The 19546-nt window shown below is 60.6% G+C and carries 17 protein-coding genes; 14 read left to right on the forward strand and 3 right to left on the reverse strand.

Annotation, left to right across the window (positions count from 1 at the left end; all coding sequences use genetic code 11):
* Window positions 1-216: 216 nt before the first annotated feature.
* Window positions 217-3357 (reverse strand): bifunctional proline dehydrogenase/L-glutamate gamma-semialdehyde dehydrogenase PutA, encoded by a 3141-nt coding sequence (gene putA / locus ACXAH0_RS19485; protein WP_475194298.1) that lies wholly within the window; start codon window positions 3355-3357, stop codon window positions 217-219.
* A 139-nt stretch (window positions 3358-3496) separates the two neighbouring features.
* On the opposite strand from putA, the gene ACXAH0_RS19490 reads away from it, so the two are divergent.
* The 4 genes from ACXAH0_RS19490 (at window position 3497) to ACXAH0_RS19505 (ending at window position 7741) form a co-directional block, all read left to right on the forward strand.
* Window positions 3497-3952: a winged helix-turn-helix transcriptional regulator gene (locus tag ACXAH0_RS19490; RefSeq protein ID WP_475176982.1), complete on the forward strand. Its 456-nt coding sequence runs from the start codon at window positions 3497-3499 to the stop codon at window positions 3950-3952.
* 135 nt (window positions 3953-4087) lie between these two features.
* Complete coding sequence (locus ACXAH0_RS19495) at window positions 4088-5317, forward strand: ABC transporter substrate-binding protein (protein WP_475176979.1); 1230 nt, start codon at window positions 4088-4090, stop codon at window positions 5315-5317.
* Between the two features lie 22 nt (window positions 5318-5339).
* Window positions 5340-7040 carry an ABC transporter permease gene (locus tag ACXAH0_RS19500; protein ID WP_475194302.1) on the forward strand — a complete coding sequence of 567 codons (1701 nt, stop codon included), beginning with the start codon at window positions 5340-5342 and terminating at the stop codon, window positions 7038-7040.
* Window positions 7041-7045: 5 nt separating this feature from the next.
* Window positions 7046-7741, forward strand: coding sequence for an ATP-binding cassette domain-containing protein (locus tag ACXAH0_RS19505; RefSeq protein WP_475176968.1), 696 nt, complete (start codon window positions 7046-7048; stop codon window positions 7739-7741).
* Window positions 7742-7805: 64 nt separating this feature from the next.
* On the opposite strand, the gene bfr is transcribed toward ACXAH0_RS19505, so the two are convergent.
* A complete protein-coding gene (bfr, locus tag ACXAH0_RS19510) occupies window positions 7806-8291 on the reverse strand; it encodes a bacterioferritin (protein ID WP_475176963.1) in 486 nt (161 codons plus the stop codon).
* Between the two features lie 14 nt (window positions 8292-8305).
* Window positions 8306-8548, reverse strand: coding sequence for a (2Fe-2S)-binding protein (locus ACXAH0_RS19515; protein ID WP_475176958.1), 243 nt, complete (start codon window positions 8546-8548; stop codon window positions 8306-8308).
* 123 nt (window positions 8549-8671) lie between these two features.
* Here ACXAH0_RS19515 and ACXAH0_RS19520 point away from each other — a divergent pair, with 123 nt between their 5' ends.
* From ACXAH0_RS19520 to ACXAH0_RS19565, 10 genes are all read left to right on the forward strand, one after another.
* Complete coding sequence (locus tag ACXAH0_RS19520; protein WP_475176952.1) at window positions 8672-9430, forward strand: SDR family NAD(P)-dependent oxidoreductase; 759 nt, start codon at window positions 8672-8674, stop codon at window positions 9428-9430.
* A gap of 192 nt (window positions 9431-9622) precedes the next feature.
* Window positions 9623-12058: a methyl-accepting chemotaxis protein gene (locus ACXAH0_RS19525; protein WP_475194305.1), complete on the forward strand. Its 2436-nt coding sequence runs from the start codon at window positions 9623-9625 to the stop codon at window positions 12056-12058.
* Window positions 12059-12205: 147 nt separating this feature from the next.
* Window positions 12206-13159, forward strand: a complete 954-nt coding sequence (locus tag ACXAH0_RS19530; RefSeq protein ID WP_475194308.1) for a class I SAM-dependent rRNA methyltransferase — start codon at window positions 12206-12208, stop codon at window positions 13157-13159.
* Window positions 13156-13983: a TrmH family RNA methyltransferase gene (locus tag ACXAH0_RS19535; RefSeq protein ID WP_475176938.1), complete on the forward strand. Its 828-nt coding sequence runs from the start codon at window positions 13156-13158 to the stop codon at window positions 13981-13983. The genes ACXAH0_RS19530 and ACXAH0_RS19535 overlap by 4 nt, the downstream gene beginning before the upstream one ends.
* A gap of 4 nt (window positions 13984-13987) precedes the next feature.
* The gene (locus ACXAH0_RS19540) at window positions 13988-14845 is read left to right on the forward strand and encodes an NAD-dependent epimerase/dehydratase family protein (RefSeq protein WP_475194311.1); all 858 of its coding nucleotides are present in this window, start codon (window positions 13988-13990) and stop codon (window positions 14843-14845) included.
* Between the two features lie 96 nt (window positions 14846-14941).
* Window positions 14942-15400 carry a YtoQ family protein gene (locus tag ACXAH0_RS19545; RefSeq protein WP_475176930.1) on the forward strand — a complete coding sequence of 153 codons (459 nt, stop codon included), beginning with the start codon at window positions 14942-14944 and terminating at the stop codon, window positions 15398-15400.
* A 538-nt stretch (window positions 15401-15938) separates the two neighbouring features.
* Window positions 15939-16139: a cold-shock protein gene (locus ACXAH0_RS19550; protein WP_475176926.1), complete on the forward strand. Its 201-nt coding sequence runs from the start codon at window positions 15939-15941 to the stop codon at window positions 16137-16139.
* Between the two features lie 65 nt (window positions 16140-16204).
* Window positions 16205-17512, forward strand: coding sequence for a tetratricopeptide repeat protein (locus tag ACXAH0_RS19555; protein WP_475194314.1), 1308 nt, complete (start codon window positions 16205-16207; stop codon window positions 17510-17512).
* A 101-nt stretch (window positions 17513-17613) separates the two neighbouring features.
* Window positions 17614-18861 carry a TCR/Tet family MFS transporter gene (locus ACXAH0_RS19560; RefSeq protein ID WP_475194316.1) on the forward strand — a complete coding sequence of 416 codons (1248 nt, stop codon included), beginning with the start codon at window positions 17614-17616 and terminating at the stop codon, window positions 18859-18861.
* A 10-nt stretch (window positions 18862-18871) separates the two neighbouring features.
* Window positions 18872-19459 (forward strand): alpha/beta hydrolase, encoded by a 588-nt coding sequence (locus tag ACXAH0_RS19565; protein WP_475194319.1) that lies wholly within the window; start codon window positions 18872-18874, stop codon window positions 19457-19459.
* Window positions 19460-19546 lie beyond the last annotated feature (87 nt).

A 19546-nucleotide genomic window follows, 5' to 3' on the forward strand; every position in this document is an offset into this window, starting at 1 on the left:
GCTTTCGATCAAATTTGGATATTTGTCTTCAAACAAAAGAAAAACCCTCTCCCGTTGGGCAGGAGAGGGTCTGAAGGAGGAGCAAACCTGTCGTTAAGCGACAGGTTGCCTCTCGGGCGGCGCCTGCAGTTCCGCGTCCAGGTGGGTTCGGGCACGGAACTGTTCCGGACAGGAGGCGCTTCTTGTTAGGTGGCGGGGTAAACCGGGGACCGTGCACTAATCGTCAGATGCAGCAACAAGGCTGGCATTGCCACCCGCTGCTGCTGTGTTGATCGAAACCACCTGTTCCAGCGCGAACCGGGTCAGGTAGAGCGGGCCGCCCGCCTTGGGGCCGGTACCGGACAGACCCGAGCCGCCAAAGGGCTGGGTGCCGACAACAGCGCCAATCGTGTTGCGGTTGACATAGACATTGCCGACGGACAGACGGTCGACCACTTTCGTCACCGTTGCGTCAATGCGGCTGTGAACGCCAAGCGTCAGGCCGTAGCCGGTCGAGGCGATTTGATCGAGCACCTGCTCAATATCCTTGGCCTTGTAACGCACCACATGGAGCACGGGGCCGAAGACTTCCCGGGTGAGCGCCTCGGCCTTGTCCAGCTCGATGATATGCGGGGCAACCCAGGAGCCATTGGCGAGTTTGCCCGCCGGCGTTTCGCCCGCAAAGCGCAGGGTCTGCTTTTCCTTCATGTCGTCGATATGGCTGACGATCACCGACTGTGCCTCATCATCGATCACCGGGCCGATGTCGGTGGAAGGAAGGCGCGGATCACCAAGGCTGAGCTCCCGGGCAGCGCCTTCCAGCATCTGCAGAAGCGAGTCCGCCACATCGTCCTGCACATAGAGCAAGCGCAGGGCCGAACAGCGCTGCCCGGCGGAGCGGAAGGCCGACATGACAACATCGTCGCAGACCTGCTCCGGCAGGGCGGTGGCATCCACCAGCATGGCGTTGATGCCGCCTGTTTCGGCAATCAGCGGCACAATCGGGCCGCGCTTGGCCGCAAGCGTCCCGTTGATGGCCCAGGCGGTTTCGGTCGAGCCCGTGAAGGCCACCCCGGCAACGGCCGGATGGGAGGTCAGCGCAGCGCCGATATCGCCCTCGCCCGGCACCAGAAAGAAAGCATCTTGCGGGATGCCGGCCTGATACATCAGCTGCGCCGTTTCATAGGCAATCAGCGGCGTCTGTTCAGCCGGTTTGGCGACAACCGCATTGCCGCCCACCAGCGCAGCGCTGATCTGGCCAAGGAAAATGGCCAGCGGGAAATTCCATGGCGAAATGCACACGAAGACACCCCGGCCCCGGTGCCGGTAGCGGTTCTCTTCGCCGGTAGGCCCGGGCATCAAACGGCCTTCGCCGAACAGCGTGCGCGCTTCATTGGCATAGTAGCGGCAGAAATCAACGGCCTCGCGGATTTCTGCAATCCCGTCCGGCAGGCATTTGCCCGCTTCCATAGACAGGATCATCATCAGACGGTCCCGGTTGTCTTCCAGAAGATCGGCCAGCTTTTCAAGAGCGGCGGCGCGCTCGTCCACCGGCTTGCGCGACCAGGCCTCGAAGCCTTTCTGAGCATTTTCCATGGCCTTGCGGGCCGTGTCCTGATCGGCAAAGCGCACGGTGCCAACCTTGGTCGAGCCGTCCATCGGCGCAAAGACCGGATGGGGCTCCCCGCCCTGCGGCAAGCCCGCGCCGAGCGGACCGGCGTCCAGGAAGGGCGCCTTGGTGCGGGCCATGCCGTCCACCAGGGCAGCACGTTCCGCTGCGCAGCCAAATTCGATACCGTCCGAGTTGCGGCGGCCGTCCCCGTAAAGACCGGCCGGTAGCGGAATGGACCGGTTGACCGCATGGTGGCCATTGTCCAGCAGAACCGCCGGGCGCTTCAAAAGCGTTTCCACGGAAACGGAAGTGTCGCCGACAATGGTGACAAAGGACGAGTTGGCACCGTTTTCCAGAAGACGGCGGACCAGATAGGCCAGAAGATCCTTGTAGCCTCCGACCGGAGCATAGATCCGGCACGGGAACCCGTCCCGCTCGCACACCGATTTATAGAGGCTTTCGCCCATACCGTGGAGGCGCTGGAACTCATACCCCTCAGACGATCCGCCCGCCACTTCGATGATCTGGGCGACGGTCAGGGCGTTGTGAGTGGCAAATTGCGGATAGAGCACATCCCGGGCCGCCAGCATGCGCTTGGCGCAGCACAGATAGGAAAGATCCGTGGCCGCCTTGCGGGTGAAGACCGGATAGCCGTCGGCGCCGCCTTCCTGGGCATGCTTGATTTCCGTATCCCAATAGGCACCCTTCACGAGCCGGACCATGAGACGGCGGTTGGTCTTGCGGGCTGCATTCACCAGCCAGTCGATCACCTGGGTGCCCCGCTTCTGATAGGCCTGAACCGCCAGGCCGAACCCGTCCCAGCCTTCCGTCACCGGGTCGGCCAAGAGGGCTGCAATCACATCCAGGGAGATTTCCAGCCGGTCGGCCTCTTCCGCATCCACCGTGAAGTTGAGGTTCCGGTCTTTCGCCATCTGAACGAGTTCGCGCAGCTTCGGCAGAAGCTCGTCGCGCACCCGCTCGCCATTGACCGCCTCGTAGCGCGGATGCAGGGCGGACAGCTTGACGGAAATGCCCGGCCGGTCTGGCAGCGGCTTCTTACCTGCGGCGCTGCCGATGGCTTCAATGGCGCTGGCATAGGACTGGAAATAGCGCTCGGCATCCTTCTGGGTGCGGGCGCCCTCGCCCAGCATGTCATAGGAATAGCGGTAGCCTTTGGCTTCCTGGCCCTTGGCCCGCTCCAGCGCCTTTTGAATCGTTTCACCGAGCACGAATTGATGGCCAAGCAGGGTCATGGCTTTACGGGTCGCGATCCGCACCGTTGGCATGCCCATGCGCTTGACAAGGCTCGACAGAATGCTTTGCGGCGTATCACCCGGGTGCAGCAGACGGGATGTGACGCCCAGCGCCCAGGAGGAGGCGGACACCAGCCAGGTGTCAGATTTCGGGCCCGAAGGATCATCGAACCGGGCCGCCGCCAGCTTGTCCTCGATCAGTTTGTCGGCGGTATCCGCGTCCGGCACGCGCAGCAGGGCCTCGGCCAGCACCATCATGGCCAGACCTTCACGGGTCGTCAGGCCGAATTCGCGCATGAAGTCTTCGACGCCGCCAAGACCCACCTGAACCGACCGCATGTCTTCGATATAGCCGCGGGCCCGCTGATCGATCAGCTTTTCAACCACCGGATCGCCCGACGCGTCCTTCAACAGCGTCTCCACCACCTTGCGCTCTTCAGGCGCGTAAGGCTCCCGGAACGGCTCAAGATCGGCATGTGTCATTTTTGTGGTGGCGGTAGACGGTACGTTCATGAGAACCTCCGGAAAGGGCGCATCAGCGCCAAACCAATACTTCCCCTAATTTATACGAAAATTTCTTGTTTTTATCCCTGTTTTTAGGCCAGAGTTTAGTGTATTTCTTCGTTAGATTTCATTTTATAGTGAAAATAACATGCTGAACGCGACAGACCGCCGGATTCTGAAGGTGCTTCAGGAAGACGGCCGCATTACCAACACCGAGCTGTCGGAGCGGGTCAGCCTGTCCCCCACAGCAACAGCCGAACGTATGAAGAGGCTGGTGCGGGAAGGATATATCGAGAGATTTTCCGCAACGCTGGACCCGAAAAAGGTCGAGCGGGGCCTTCTGGTCTTTGTGGAAATCCGGCTGGAGCGAACGTCACCGGAAATCTTTGACGCGTTCAAGCTCGCGGTTGAACGCTCAGTGGACATTCTGGAATGCCACATGGTTGCCGGGGGGTTCGACTATCTGGTGAAAAGCAGGGTGAAAGACATGGAAGCTTACCGCGCATTCCTCTCCGATGTGGTGCTAGCCCTTCCCGGGGTGCGTGAAACCCACACCTATGCGGTCATGGAAGAGATCAAGGACACCCACATTCTGCCTGTCTAGACCCGTGGCGGCAGAAAAAGAACTTGCCTATGACGTTCACAAAGCCTTGTCTTGACCGTGCGGCGTGGGCTGCGCGAGGGAAAGGGCACTGACATTCAGACCGGTCTTTTCAGACCGGCGACACGGGGACTTTGCATGAAACGAGTGTGCGCCGCCGGCCTTGGCCTCCTTGCAACGCTGCTGATGCCGGGTCTTGCCGCCGCCCAGGAGCAGACTGTTGACCCGGCCTGGCAGCAGGTTCTTGAGGAGGCAAAAGGCGAGACCGTCTATTTCCATACCTGGGGCGGCGAGCCGCGCATCAATGCCTATATCCAATGGGCCGCCCGCGAGGTGGAACGGGACTACGGCACCCGCGTGGTGCACGTGAAGGTCAGCGACACGGCCAGCGTCGTGTCCCAGGTGCTGGCCGAGAAATCCGTCGGCAAGACCTCCGGCGGGGCCGTGGATCTCATCTGGATCAATGGCGAGAACTTCGCCTCCATGAAGGAAAACGGGCTGCTGGCTGGCAAAGGCTGGGCCGAAACACTGCCCAACTGGGCCTATGTGGATGTTCAGAACAAACCAACGGTCAAGGTCGACTTCACCGTACCGACAGACGGGCAGGAAAGCCCCTGGGGCATGGCCCGGCTTGTCTTCATGTATGACGCGGCCCGCCTGTCCGCCCCGCCCACCAGCCTCAAGGGTCTTCTGGCCTTCGCCAAAGCCAATCCGGGGCGCTTTTCCTATCCCCAGCCACCCAATTTCTACGGTACCACCTTCTTGAAGCAAGCTTTGCTCGACACGGTTGCCGACACAAGCATGCTGTCGGCCCCCGTCAACAAAGAGACTTTTGAGGACACCGCCGCACCGTTATTTGCCTTTCTGGATGAGCTGCATCCGCATCTGTGGCGTCAGGGCAAGGCTTTCCCGAAAAACGCTGCGGACATGCGCCAGCTTCTCGCCGACGGCGAAGTGGACATCGCCTTTTCCTTCAATCCCAGCGACGCCTCGGGAGCGATCGCCAACGGGGAACTGCCGGAAACGGTGCGCACCTTTGTCTTTGACGGCGGAACCCTCGGCAACACCCATTTCGTGGCCATTCCCTTCAACAGTTCCAACAAGGCCGGAGCAAAGGTGTTTGCCAATTTTCTGCTGAGCCCGATGGCCCAGATGCGCAAGCAGGAGCCGGAGATCTGGGGTGATCCAACCGTTCTGGACGTGGCTGGCCTGCCCGCCAATGAAAAAGCGCTGTTTGACACCATGGAGCGGGGTCCGGCGACGTTGCCCCCGGAAGACCTTGGACCGGTTCTGCCCGAACCCCATCCCAGCTGGGTCGCTGCCCTGGAAGAGGCATGGTCGGCCCGCTATGGCGCCGGAACGGACTGAGACAGCTTGCGAGTGACCCGTCTTGCCTCCCCCGGCTGAACGCCCCGACCTGCCAACGGCCTGTGTGCTAGTGCTGCTGGCCGGACCGGTGCTGGCCGGTCTGGCGGGCACTGCCCTGCCCGCCTTCGGCTACCTGCCGGCGCTGGGCTACCGGTCCTTGTCCTTCGCCCCGTTTCAGGATCTTCTGGCAACACCGGGCCTGTGGATGTCGGTTCTCCTGAGCTTTACCACCGGACTGGGCGCGGCCTTTGTGTCGCTTGTGGCCGTCTGTGTGTTTTCAGCGGGCTGGTACGGCACGCGCACTTTCCACCGCCTGTCCCGGTTTTTATCGCCACTGCTCTCCGTGCCCCACGCAGCGGCGGCCATCGGCCTTGCCTTTCTCATTGCCCCTTCCGGTTTTCTCGCCCGCCTTGTCTCGCCCTGGGCAACCGGATGGGACCGGCCGCCGGATCTGCTGATCCTGAACGATCCGGCGGGTCTGAGCATGACCTTTTCCCTCGTGGCCAAGGAAGTGCCGTTTCTGTTCCTGATGATGCTGGCGGCCCTGAACCGGCCTCACCTGCAAAACACGTTGAAGGCAGGCGCCAGTCTCGGCTACGGCCGTATGGCGGCATTCTTCAAATGTATCCTGCCGCAGGTCTATCCGCTGATCCGCCTGCCCATGCTGGCGGTCATTGCCTATTCGACCTCCGTGGTCGACGTGGCCCAGATCCTGGGGCCCACAACACCGCCGCCGCTGGCACCGCGTCTGGTCCAATGGATGAGTGACCCGGACCTGACCAAACGTTTGATGGCCTCCGCCGGAGCCTTGCTGCAGCTCTGTGTCAGCGGCAGTGCGCTTGCAGCCTATCTTCTGCTGGAACGGCTGGCCGCCGCCTGTTTTGCCCGCCCTCTTGTGAACGGGCACCGCCATGGCAACGACCGGATCTGGCGGCGCGCTGCCCTGGTCCCCATGCTTGTAATTGTGGCGGCCATGGGCCTTGCCCTGCTGCTGCTTGGCCTTTGGTCCCTGGCGCGGTCCTGGTGGTTTCCCGCCACCCTGCCAGGCCGCTGGGGCCTCGCCCGATTTCAGGAAACCTTCGCCATGGCCGGACCGGCATTGTCGGCCAGCTTCGCCCTTGCGGTCGCCGCGTCCCTTCTGGCCACAGCCCTGACCCTGTGGCTGCTGGAAAGCCGAAGCAGAGGCGCACGTCCGGCGGGGCCCGCTTTGAAAGCCATCTTGTTCCTGCCTCTGCTTCTGCCGCAGATCAGTTTTCTGTTCGGCCTGCAAATGCTGTTTCTGGTTCTGGATCTGAGCGGCAGCTTCCAGGCGGTTCTTCTTGCTCATCTGATCTTCGTGCTACCTTACGCCTTTCTTGCGCTCAGCGATCCCTGGGCCCGGCTTGATCCCCGCTACGCCAAGGCGGCCGCAGCGCTTGGGGCCTCTCCCCGCCGGATTTTCTGGCAGGTGAAGCTGCCGCTGCTGTTGCGATCCGTGCTTGTGACCCTGGCCGTTGCCGCCGCCGTATCGGTGGGACAATATCTGCCAACGCTCATGATCGGGGCGGGCCGTCTCGTCACGGTCACAACGGAAAGCGTTGCCCTGGCCAGCGGCGGAAACCGGCAAATTGCCGCGCTATACGGCCTCCTGCAGCTGCTCATCCCGCTTGCGGGTTTCGCTTTGGCCGCCCTCGTGCCTGCGCTCGCCTTCCACAAGCGAGCCACCCTGCGATTGGAAAGGTGATCCAGATGGCTGCACCCAAGCCCCGGCCGGGGCTCATTCTGGACGCTGTGCGCCTGTCCCTTGAAGGCACCATGCTGCTTGAGATCGATTGCCATATCCCCCCGGCCACCGTGCTGACCGTGATGGGAGAGAGCGGCAGCGGCAAATCGAGCCTGCTCGATTTCATTGCCGGGTTCCTCAGGCCCAGCTTTCAGGCAGACGGACGGGTGCTGCTGAATGGGCAGGACCTGACAGTCTGCCCAGCCCAGGCGCGGCAGATCGGGCTGATGTTCCAGACACCTGTTCTCTTTCCCCACATGTCGGTGCTGCAAAATCTGCTGTTTGCCCTGCCCGGGCAGATCAAGGGGCGCGCTGTCCGGAAGGCTCTGGCTGAAGCGGCTCTGGACGATGTCGGTCTGGCCGGATTTGGCGGCCGCGATCCGGCAACCCTGTCCGGCGGGCAACAGACCCGCGTTGCGCTCATGCGCACACTTCTGGCCGCCCCGCACGCCCTGTTGCTGGACGAACCCTTTTCCAGTCTGGACAAGGCCCGGCGGTCGGACATACGCGATCTTGTGTTCCGCCTGGCCCGGCAAAAGGGCTTGCCGGTACTGCTCGTTACCCATGACGAGGAGGACGCACGGGCGGCGGGCGGCCCGGTTCATCTTCTGAACACAGCCCCTCGAACACAAAACGGCTGCTCCGGACCGGAGCAGCCGTAACTGATTTTCCCTTATGTCCGGCGGCTCCCCCGGCCGGCAGGCTGGGGCGCGCAAGACCCTCAGATCATTCTGCCTGATCGGCAGACTTGGCGTTCAACAGGGAATAATTGTCGATGCCGATCCGTTCGATCAACTCCAACTGGGTCTCCAGAAAATCGATATGGCTTTCTTCGTCACTCAAAAGCTGCTCGAACAGCTTCATGGAGACATAGTCCTCCTTATCGCGGCAGACTTCCCGCGCTTCATGGTAAAGGGCGCGGGCCACATATTCAGCCGCCAGGTCGCCTTCCAGGCACTCTTTTACATTCTGGCCGATACGCAGCGGATCAAGGGTCTGCAGGTTGGGCAGGCCTTCCAGGAAAATGATCCGGTCCATGAGGTCCTGGGCATGCTGACGTTCTTCGTCCGCCTCTTCCAGTTCCTTGTCCGCGAGCTTGCCGAAACCCCAGTCGGCCAGAAGCCGGGCATGGACCCAATACTGGTTTACCGCAGTCAGCTCGTGGCGCAAAGCCTTGTTCAAATAGTCGATTACTGTCGGTTCACCCTTCATAGGCCCTCTCCATCTCACCGGCTGGCGGAGCGCTTCATCCGCACGGGCGCCGGTTCAGTTTGCGTCGCCTCTTCAGAGCCTTTTTCATGAATGATGTCAATAACAGAGGGAAAACAACTGCCGCATCTCGGGCGGCAGCCCAGATGCCGGAACACGGCACCGGGGGTCGGCACCTTGCCATCGGGGTCGGAGCGCATTTCTTCCGCAGCTTCTTTCAGCTGCTTTTGAGAAAGAACATTACAGGAGCAAATGATCATTGTAGGGTTCGCGCTGGGTCCAGTCACCCGGTCATATCGGCATCAGGGTTCAAAGCGCAATAGCCAAACCCTACTATAAGAGTCAACTTTTTCTGAACCTCCTGCGAAGAAACAAGGTCCCCCATGAGCGGCAAAGACGCCTCCGACACACGGCCGACACTCGTCCTGACTGGTGCGAGCCGGGGCATCGGTCACGCAACGGTCAAACGGTTTTCTGCCGAAGGTTGGCGCGTGATCACCTGTTCCCGCCAGGCATTTTCCGACAAGTGCCCCTGGCCCATGGGACCGGAAGACCACATACAGGTGGATCTGTCCGATCCGGAAAATCTCGGCTTTGCGGTACAGGAAATCCGCAAACGCCTGGAAGAGAACGGCTCGCAGCTGAATGCACTGGTCAACAATGCCGGCATCAGTCCGAAAGGCCCCCAGGGCGAGCGGCTCAACTCACTCAACACCGCAATGCATGAATGGCGGACCGTGTTTCAGGTCAACCTGTTTGCACCGATCCTGCTGGGGCGCGGGCTGTTTCTGGAACTGAAGAAAGCCGGAGGGTCGGTGGTCAATGTCACGTCGATTGCCGGCATGCGGGTGCACCCGTTCGCAGGCACAGCTTATTCCACCTCAAAGGCAGCACTGGCGGCCCTCACCAGGGAAATGGCCGCCGATTTCGGCCCGCACGGAATCCGGGTCAACGCCATTGCGCCGGGGGAAATCGACACCTCCATTCTCTCACCTGGAACGGAAAAACTGATCGATGACATTCCGCTGCGCAGGCTTGGCCGCACGGACGAGGTGGCCGACACAATCTTTTATTTGTGCTCGGACCGGTCGAGCTATGTTACCGGATCGGAAATCCACATCAACGGCGGACAGCATGTGTAACGGCGCTGGCCAACGTGCTCCCTGCCATTCCTGCCAATAGCTCACGGCCGAACACAATTGATAACCTCCGTAATACTGACCAAAATACAACTCCTCGTGTCAAAACAAGAGCTTCCAAATTTCATTCAAAATTAATCGCTCCCGCAAATAATATTCCAGATGAAGAATGCTCAGCTGGCATTGGGGAGAAGAATGAACCGGCTTCTGAAAACTCTGGTTGATCTTAAATTTGGTTTCAAGGTTGGGGGAGGCTTTCTGGCCGTCCTTTTGCTGACAGCGGTTGTGGGTGCCGTCGGCTTTCTGGCCATCTTGAACCTGTCGGCAAGTTTCACCGTCGCCGACCACGCCGCGCAGGCGTCCGGCCAGGTGCAAGCGATCTCCCTGAAGCGGGAAGATTATCTGAAAACCCCCTCACAGCAGCAGGCCAGCGCCGTCCACACAGAAATCGCAAAGCTGGAAGCGACCCTGCAAAAACTGCGGACAGAGGTTGCCGGAGATCCTGCGGCCGAAGCCCAGGTGAGCGGCGCGGAAGCAGCCGTCACAGAATTCGGGGCCACTTTTGATCTTGTTGTCGAGCAGACCGAACAACAGGCCGCGCGTCTGGCAACCTTGCAGGACAGCACCACCAATCTGAGCAAACTGGCCAGCACCATCACGGACGCCGTCGCCACTGAAGAAAAGCGCGTCAGCGCGGAAGCTTTTGCCGCCGGCAGCCGTCTGGATGATGTAAACCAGATGCAGCGTGACGTTTTCGAACTGAAGGATGATGTCCTCCAGATCCAGCTAAAATATCTGGAAGGTAACGGCAATCTGGAGGGCGAGGCCCTGCAGCAGTCGATCGGTATCGCCCGCACTCTGGTTTCGCTCACCAAACAGATGCGCTTCAAGCAGATCGAGGGCATCGATCGCAAAGCCATGGCCAAGCTGGCCGGTCAGGCCAACAAGCTGAACAAGGTACTTGAGAACCTGACAACGGATCTGGGCTTTTCCGAAGCCTATGAAGCCCGCCTTGCCGTTGGCACCGCCATTGAGGGCCTGCAGGCACGCACTGAAGACATTCTTAAGCTGTCAGAACCGGTCGTCAGCCAGACAAAAACGGAAGCGCTTTCGGCTGCAAGCCGTCTGGCCATCATCCGGTCCATTTCCGACAAAGCTAAGACCATGAGCCAGTTTGCGCAAAGCGCACGGGCCGAATTGCTCTATCTCTTTGGATCATTTGGCGCCCAAGCCACGGAGCCGGTTGAACAGCAGATCGCCAAGTTGTCGGGCCTTGAAGAACAGATGTCTCAATATGCAGATGTCCTGCCGGCGGCCGCAGATGCGATCAGCGAAATTCCCGTCTCGCTTGCCATGCTGGACCGGGCCTTCAAGGAGATGCAGGCCACGGAGGCTGATCTGGCGGACAAACGGGCGCAGCTGGATGGCCTGACCCGTAAGGTGAACACCGACATTTCAGCGATCGCCCACTCCCAGTCCAAGGTGTCCAAGGCAGCCGCCGATTCGGCCAAAGCACAGATCATCGTCACGATCGTTCTGGCAACGCTCGGCGGCATCGGTCTGGCGGTTATTTTGAACCTAGCCATTACCCGCCCGATCCGCACCATCACCGAGGTCATGGCCCGGCTGGCTGGCGGGGAAAACGAGGTCGACATTCCGGGAATCGACCGGGGAGATGAAATTGGCGACATGAGCCGGACGGTTCAGGTGTTCCGGGACAATGCGGTTGAGCGGGCCGAGCTGCGGGTGCAAAGTGAGCAGGAAGAGGCGGCCCGGCAGGAACGCCAGCAGCGCATCGACGACCTGATCAACGGCTTCCGGGCCACAGCCGAAGAGGCGCTCGGGTCCGTGGCCATGACCGCAGGTGGTCTGGACAGCACCGCGCAGGCCCTTTCGGAAATCGCACGGGACAGCGCCACCCATTCCGGCGAGACCCAGGAAGCCACCACCGAAACCACCAATAACGTGCAGACCGTTGCGAGCGCGGCGGAAGAACTGGCCACATCCATCGGCGAGATTTCACGGCAGGTCTCCAAGACAACCGAAATCGTCGACCGGGCAACCCGCGGCACCCGGAACACCAATGAAAAGGTGGAAGGGCTTGCGGAAGCGGCCACCAAGATCGGCGAAGTTGTTACCCTGATCCAGGCGATTGCCGAACAGACCAACCTGCTGGCCCTGAACGCGACCATCGAGGCCGCCCGCGCCGGTGAAGCCGGGAAAGGTTTTGCCGTGGTAGCCTCCGAAGTGAAGGAACTGGCAACGCAGACCTCCAAGGCCACGGAAGAGATCTCCAGCCAGATCACCGAGATCCAGAACGCTACCAAGGACTCTGTCGTCGCCATCGGCGAGATCACCGAGATCATGAACGAGGTCAACAGCTATACCGCCGCCATTGCCTCCGCCGTTGAGCAGCAGGGCTCCGCCACAGACGAGATCTCCCAGAACGTCCAGCGTGCAGCCGAGGGCACAGGTGCGGTCACCTCCTCCATGACCGAGCTGTCCCAGGCCGTCGATCAGACCGCCTCGTCTGCGGATATGGTTCTGTCCGCCTCCGGCGAACTGACTGACAAGACCGACCAGCTGAAACAGGAAGTGGAACGCTTCCTGTCGGAAGTCGCTGCGGCCTGACAACGGCCGTCTTTAAGTGTCCATCAAGGGCGGGGTGCCGGGTGCCCCGCCCTTATCTTGTCCGCAGGCGTCTCAAAAGATTGACCTCAGCCCAAGAGAGGACTAGGTGACGGACCCACGCAGGATAACCAGAAACGAGAGAATGACGTGGCGGACAAGACCAGCGCCCCAGCCTTTGCCCCCTTCGGCTCGCCCCCCAGCCAGGACTGGCCAGTCATTCTGGAAACGAAGGGATGGAAGGACTACCGGCTTCTGGACATGGGTGCAGGCGAAAAGCTTGAACGCTATGGCCGCTTCACCATTGTCCGTCCGGAACCCCAGGCCATGGGCGCCCGCCGCCTGAAAGACAGCCAGTGGGCCCGGGCCGATGCGGTCTTTTCCGGCGATACGGAAGAAGAAGGCCCCGGCCGCTGGAAATTTGCCGGCAACGTTCCGGAGACCTGGCCCATGTCCTATGGGCCGGTGCGCTACAATGGCCGCTTCATGTCCTTCCGCCATGTGGGCGTTTTTCCTGAGCAGGCCGCCCATTGGGACTGGGTGAACGGCAAAATCCGTGCGGAACGCCAGCGCAGCCCGGACAGGCCTTTGAAGATCCTGAACCTGTTTGGCTATACCGGGCTGGCCTCCCTGCTGCCAGCCTCCGAGGGCGCGCAGGTGACCCATGTGGACGCGTCCAGGAAAGCCATTGGCTACGCAAGGGAAAACCAGGACCTGTCCGGCCTTGAGGACCTGCCTATCCGCTGGATCTGTGAAGACGCGTCCAAGTTCGTTGCGCGTGAGGTCCGGCGCGGCAACACCTATGACGGCATCATTCTCGACCCGCCGAAATATGGCCGCGGCCCCAAGGGGGAAGTCTGGGACCTTTACACAAGTCTGCCCGGCATGCTGGAGGATCTGAAGCAGCTTTTGACCGATCAGTCCCTGTTCATGATCCTGACCGCCTACGCGATCCGCTCCAGCTTCGTGTCCATTCACGAGCTGATGGCCGAGACCCTGGCCGATCAGGGCGGGCTGCTGGAATCGGGGGAACTTGTGATCCGGGAAGAAACCGGCGCGCGGGCCCTGTCGACCTCGCTCTTTTCCAGATGGAGCAGCCGATGATGGAACGCCGTCAGGGCGCGGTGAAGCAGATCACCAGCCACTCCAACCCGATCGTCAAGGAAATCAAGGGCCTTGTTGCCCAGCGCAAGCACCGCACCCAGTCGGGCCTGTTTGTGGCCGAAGGATTGAAACTGGCGGCCGATGCGCTGGAAGCAGGCTGGGGCGTGCGCTATCTCGCTCTCGGGCCGGAGGCCCGAGACAATCCGGTGGCCCAAAAGGCTGCCGCCAGCGCCAAATCCCGGGGCGCCCTGATTCTGGAAGTTTCCACCGCAGTTCTGTCGGCCATGACCCGCAAGGACAATCCGCAGATGGTTGTCGGCGTTTATGAACAGCAGACCCTTGCGCCCCAGGACCTCACCCCGCAGACAGCGACCGTCTGGGTGGCGCTGGACCGGGTACGCGATCCGGGCAATCTGGGCACGATCCTGCGGACCGTGGATGCGGTCGGCGGCAGTGGTGTCATTCTGGTGGGCGACTGCACCGACCCCTTTGCGGTGGAAGCGGTGCGGGCCACGATGGGTTCGCTGTTTCACGTGCCCATCGCCCGGATGAGCAAGGACGCGTTCAAATCTTTCGCCGGCGCGTGGCCGGGTACGGTTGCAGCCACCCATTTGAAGGGCTCAGTGGACTACCGCACGCCCGACTATGACGAACCGGTTCTCTTGGTGATGGGCAACGAGCAGCAGGGTCTGGAAGACGACATGGCGGCCGCCTGCTCCACCTTGATCCGCATTCCCCAGACCGGCCAGGCCGACAGCCTGAACCTTGCAGTGGCCACCGGCATCGCGCTTTATGAGATCCGGCGCAACCATCTGGAGCTATGATCTGATGCGGCTGTTTATTTTCGGGGCGGGATTTTCCTCCAAGGCCTTTGCCGAAAAGGTCAAGAACCGGTTCGACTGGATCGGCGGCACGACCCGTTCTCCTGAAAAAGCGAACGCGCTGAAAGCGCTTGGCGTAACCCCGTTCCTGTTTGACGGCACAAACAAGGGCGAAGGTATTGCACAGGCCCTGGCAAAAGCCACCCATGTTCTGGTGTCCATTGCCCCTGATGAACACGGCGACCCGGTGCTTCTGCAGCACGGGGCCGATATCGCCGCAGCCTCGCCAGTCTGGATCGGCTATCTGTCGACGGTCGGCGTTTATGGCAATCATTACGGGGCCTGGATTGACGAGGAGACACCCTGCAAACCGGTATCTCAACGCTCCAAGCAGCGCGTGGCGGCCGAAGAGGCCTGGCTGTCCCTTTCCCGGGAGCAGGATGTTCCGGTTCAGATCTTCCGCCTGTCCGGCATTTACGGGCCCGGCCGCAACGCCTTTGAGAATTTCAGGAAAGGCAAGGCGCGGCGTCTGATCAAACCGGGTCAGGTCTTCAACCGGATCCACGTGGCTGACATTGCAGCGGCCCTGGAAATGGCCATGGACCAGCCCACGACACGCATTTTCAACGTCACAGATGACGAACCGGCCCCGCCCCAGGATGTGGTGACCTATGCCGCCGGGCTTCTGGGCGTCGACCCGCCCCCTGAAATCCCGTTTGAAAGCGCGGAGCTCTCGCCAATGGCCCGCTCGTTTTATGGTGAGAACAAGCGTGTCTCCAACAAGCGCCTGAAGGAAGAACTCGGCTTTTCCTTCCGCTATCCGAATTACCGCGTCGCCCTGAAAGACCTCATCACCACTTTGTAACGTGCTTCTTCTGCACAAAAGCCGGTGGCCTGGACTTGACGCGGCACAGTTGAACCCCCAGCTTCGGCGCCGGAAACAAGGAAGGATCAAGAGATCATGAGCGACTGGCGTGTCTACCTCTCCGGTGAAATTCATACCGACTGGCGCGAGCGGATTGTTGCAGGCGTCAAGGCGCTGGACCTGCCGGTGAGCTTTTCCGCACCGGTGACCGACCACGCGGCCAGCGATGACTGCGGCGCGGTGATCCTGGGTGAGGAAGACAAGAAATTCTGGTACGATCACAAGGGGGCCAAGGTCAATGCGATCCGCACCCGCACCCTGATCGAGAAAGCCGATATCGTGGTGGTGCGGTTTGGCGATCAGTACAAACAGTGGAACGCGGCCTTCGATGCCGGGTACGCTGCAGCCCTTGGCAAGTCCCTGATCGTGGTCCACGACCCCTCGCTCACCCACCCGCTGAAGGAAATCGATGGCGCTGCGCTGGCGGTGGCCGAAACCTCTGAACAGGTTGCCGAAATCCTTAAATATGTGATCCTCGGCCACTTAGACCGCTAGTGTGGTGGAAGTGAAATACGCCCGATTTGCGCAGCGCGTGTCGTGGCGTATTTCAGTTCAGAAAACCACATTAGCAACAAAGACTTGCCAGTCTCCTTCATGAATCTGATGTTCGTTCTGAACGCGCCGGAAAAGGACACGAACTTCCGGTTTGGGTGACTGGGGATCAGTCCCCATATATGTGGCCTTCAGGCTCCCGCACGCGGAAGCGAAGCGGGGGACCTTGCCCGTCGACCGGGCCGCACAGGGTGAGACCTTTTCCACCTTGCCTTACGGTCTCTTGACATTAACGAATTTCTTACCATATCAGACGAAGCTAAGAGTTACCGCGCTTTTTAGCCGGAAAAGCGATTCCTTCTTTCAATGAACTGCGCATTCGGATGCAGCAGCAACGTAAGCTGCGCATGAATTCGAATAGTTCTGAAGGTCAAGCGCGAAGTACTTTAGTATTATCAAAAACACTGTCATCAAGACGTCGAAATTTCGGACTAGATGTCCTTCTTGTATGTTTTGATGCGTAAAATTGGAAAGAAACTCCATGCAACATGGAAATGTGAAATGGTTTGATCAGGGCCGTGGGATTGGCACGATCGAACCGGAAGATGGCGAGGACATCCTTGTCGATATCTCGGCCCTGCACCGGTCCGGCATCCACACCTTGAAGGAAGGCCAGCTTGTTGCCTTTGATCTGGAATGGCGCCGCGGTCAGATGGTGGCTGAAGACCTCAAAGTCCTGTAAGGTCACTTTTCAGGACTTACCGGGAACAAGGGCGGTTCGACCGCCCTTTTTTGTTGGGGGACACCATGCCGGCCAGTGACAGGCTTCAGGACGGAATCGCAGCCCACCAGAACGGCGACCTTGAAACGGCGCAGGACATCTATCTGGATATCTTGAAGGAAAATCCGGACAATCCGGACGGCCTGCATTTTCTGGGCCTGTTGCATTTTGATGCGGGCCGGCAAGACAGCGCCATCGCCCTGATCCAGACCTCCCTTGAAAAGGACCCGCACAACACCTCCGCCCTCAACAATCTGGGAAACATCCTCAAGCTCACCGGCGAGCCGCAGGCCGCCTTCGCCGCTTATGTGCGCGCGGTGGAACTGGACTCCCGGCACGCGGAAGCCTGGAAAAACATCAATCTTCTGGTGCGCTCATGCGGCAACTACGACGAAGTCCTGACAATCATGTCAGAGATCGTACGGATTGATCCTGAAAATCCCAGCGCCTGGCACACATATGGCCTCGCGCTGATGTTCACCGGCGCCAGGGAAGAGGCGTCCGAGGCCTTTGAAAAGTCTCTCAGGTTCGATGACCCGAAAGCGCCCAATGCCCTCTGGCGCGCCCGTATCTTGAGCGCGCTCGGGCGCCGGGACCTGTCGCAGCTCTATCTGGAACGCATTGTCGCCGCCGATCCGGACAACACATCCGCCGAGTATCACTTGGCAGCCGTGCGGGGCGACAAGCTGGAACATGCTCCTGAAGACTATGTGAAGACCCATTTCGACAAGTTTTCAGAATCCTTTGACGACGTTCTGCAAAATCTTGGCTACCGCGCCCCGGAACTGGTTGCCGCAGATGTGGCAATCCTTGCAGGGGCCGCCTCCAGCCCGTTTCAGGATGTGGTGGATCTGGGCTGCGGCACGGGTCTGTGCGGCCCTCTGATCCGCAAACACTGCATCCGCCTGACCGGGGTTGATCTTTCAAGGGGCATGATGGAAAAGGCGGCCCAGCTCAATGTCTATGACTATCTGGTGGAAGGTGAGCTGGTCGCGTTCTTAAAATCCGACCTGCCCACCCTGTTCGATCTGGCGGTCTGCGTCGACACGCTCTGCTATATCGGCAATCTGCGGCCATTCATGTCCGCCCTTGCCACGGCCTTGAAGCCGGGCGGTCGGCTGGTGGCCAGCGTTGAACACCTTCAAACGCCCACTGCCACGGGTTTCAAGGTCGACAGCACCGGGCGCTATGCCCATACACCGGACTATATCAGAACCTGCGCCGAAGAGGCCACGCTGATCTATGCCCAGGACCGGAAAGACGTTCTGCGCAAAGAGCTTGGCCAGGATGTCCAGGGCCTGATCTTCCAGATCCAGAAGCCGCATTTGAACTGAAACGGGGCTGCTCTTTCCCGTTTGACTTCCCCCTCCCAGCTGTTTCCAATAGCGGTCCGGCTCCCATAGAGGTTCCAAAGGTCCCTGTTGCTCCGCCACGTATGAAAAACCGCAGCGCCCTTGTCTTTATTCTGGTCACCTTGACGCTCAACTCCATGGGTATCGGGTTGATCATGCCCGTCATGCCGTCCCTGTTGACCGACCTGACCGGACTGGCCGTCAGTGAAGCGGCCCGGTGGGGCGGGGCCTTGAGCGTTGTCTATGCCTTGATGCAGTTTCTGTGCGGTCCAACCCTTGGCAACCTGTCCGACCGGTTCGGACGGCGGCCGGTGCTGCTGACTTCCATGGTGACCCTGGCTGTGGACTATCTGATCATGGCCCTGTCCTGGCATCTGGCCATCCTGTTTCTTGGCCGCCTGCTCTCCGGAATTGCCGCAGCGACCATCTCGACCGCGTCCGCCTATATTGCGGATGTATCGCCCAGGGAGGACCGGGCCAAGAATTTCGGGCTGGTGGGAGCCAGCTTTGGCGTCGGCTTTGTGCTGGGGCCTGTCATCGGCGGGTTTCTGGGAGAACTCGGCCCGCGTGCGCCATTTTATGCCGCCGCTGCCCTGTCTTTTGCCAATTTCCTGTTCGGCTATTTCATGCTTCCGGAATCCTTGCCCCTCGGAAAGAGACGTTCCTTGGATTGGAGCCGGGCCAATCCGCTGGGGGCTTTGAAACAGATCGCGCATTATCCGGCGGTGCGCGTTTTGCTGTTGGCCCTGTTCCTGTTCGACATTGCCCACTACGTCTATCCGGCCATCTGGAGCTACTATGTGGAAGAGGTCTTTGCCTGGACACCGGGTGATATCGGCCTGTCGCTTGCGTTTGTCGGCATTGGTTTTGCCATCGCGCAAGGCTACCTGATCCGTGTTCTGGAGCCGAAGCTCGGGCCCGGGCGGCTGCTCCTGTTCGGCCTGTGCGCCAGCCTCGCTGCCCTTGCGGGTCTCAGCGTCGCGGATCAGGGCTGGATGATCTATGTGCTGATCGTCTTTGCGTCTCTGGGCGCCTTGCCGACCCCGGCCTTCACGGGGCTCATGTCCAACCGCATTCCCGACGATGCGCAGGGCGAATTGCAAGGACTGATTGCCAGCGCAGCCGGCCTTGCCATGGTGGTCAGCCCACTCGTTATGACCCAGGTCTTTGCGGCCTTTTCCGGGCCACAGGCAAGCGTCTCTTTTCCTGGGGCTCCCTTCGCCCTTGCGGGCCTTCTGGTCCTTGCCTCCATGGCGATTTCCCTGAGTGTCCTGCGCAGCTCCGCCGCCGCCCTGTCTCCACCCACCCGACCCTGGCCAAAAGACGGATAAAGAGTTTGTCATGACCGGTCCCCCTGCCCTTGACGGACCCCGCCTTGCGCCCGCCTCCGGAGGGCTTGCGCGCCAGCTTGTGGTGCTTCTCCATGGCTATGGCGCCGACGGCACCGACCTGATCGATCTTGCCCACGCCTTTCAGGCCCGCTTGCCAGACGCGGCTTTTGTCCTTCCCCACGCCCCGGAACATTTGCCCTTTGAAGCGCTGTCCGGGCGGCAATGGTTTGCCTTGAGCGAGCGCACGCCGCACGAGTACCAGCTCGGCGCGGAAGCGGCCGCCCCCCGTCTCAACCATTTTTTGGACCGCGAGCTGGACAGGCTTTCTCTGGAGGATCACGCTCTCGCCCTGGTTGGCTTCAGCCAGGGCGCCATGATGGCGTTTCAATGCGGGCTGCGGCGTCCGGCGGCCCCTGCCGCGCTGATCGCCTATTCCGGGCTCTTGCCCGGAGCGGCAGAGATGACAGCCGGGCGGCCAGGCGCCACCGGCAAGGCCATACCGGCCGAAGGTCCACCGGTTCTGATCGTGCATGGCTGTGAAGATGACATTGTGCCAGCCTATCACGGGCAGATGGCCCATAATACCAATCGCACTTGATAGAGACCCATCTGACCGGTTTTGGAGGTCTTTCGGCGCGGCGCTGAGCGTAGCGCGATACAGGTATCGGGCAAGATCTGCAACAAA

It is taken from the genome of Roseibium sp. AWQ4_290 (assembly GCF_056160985.1).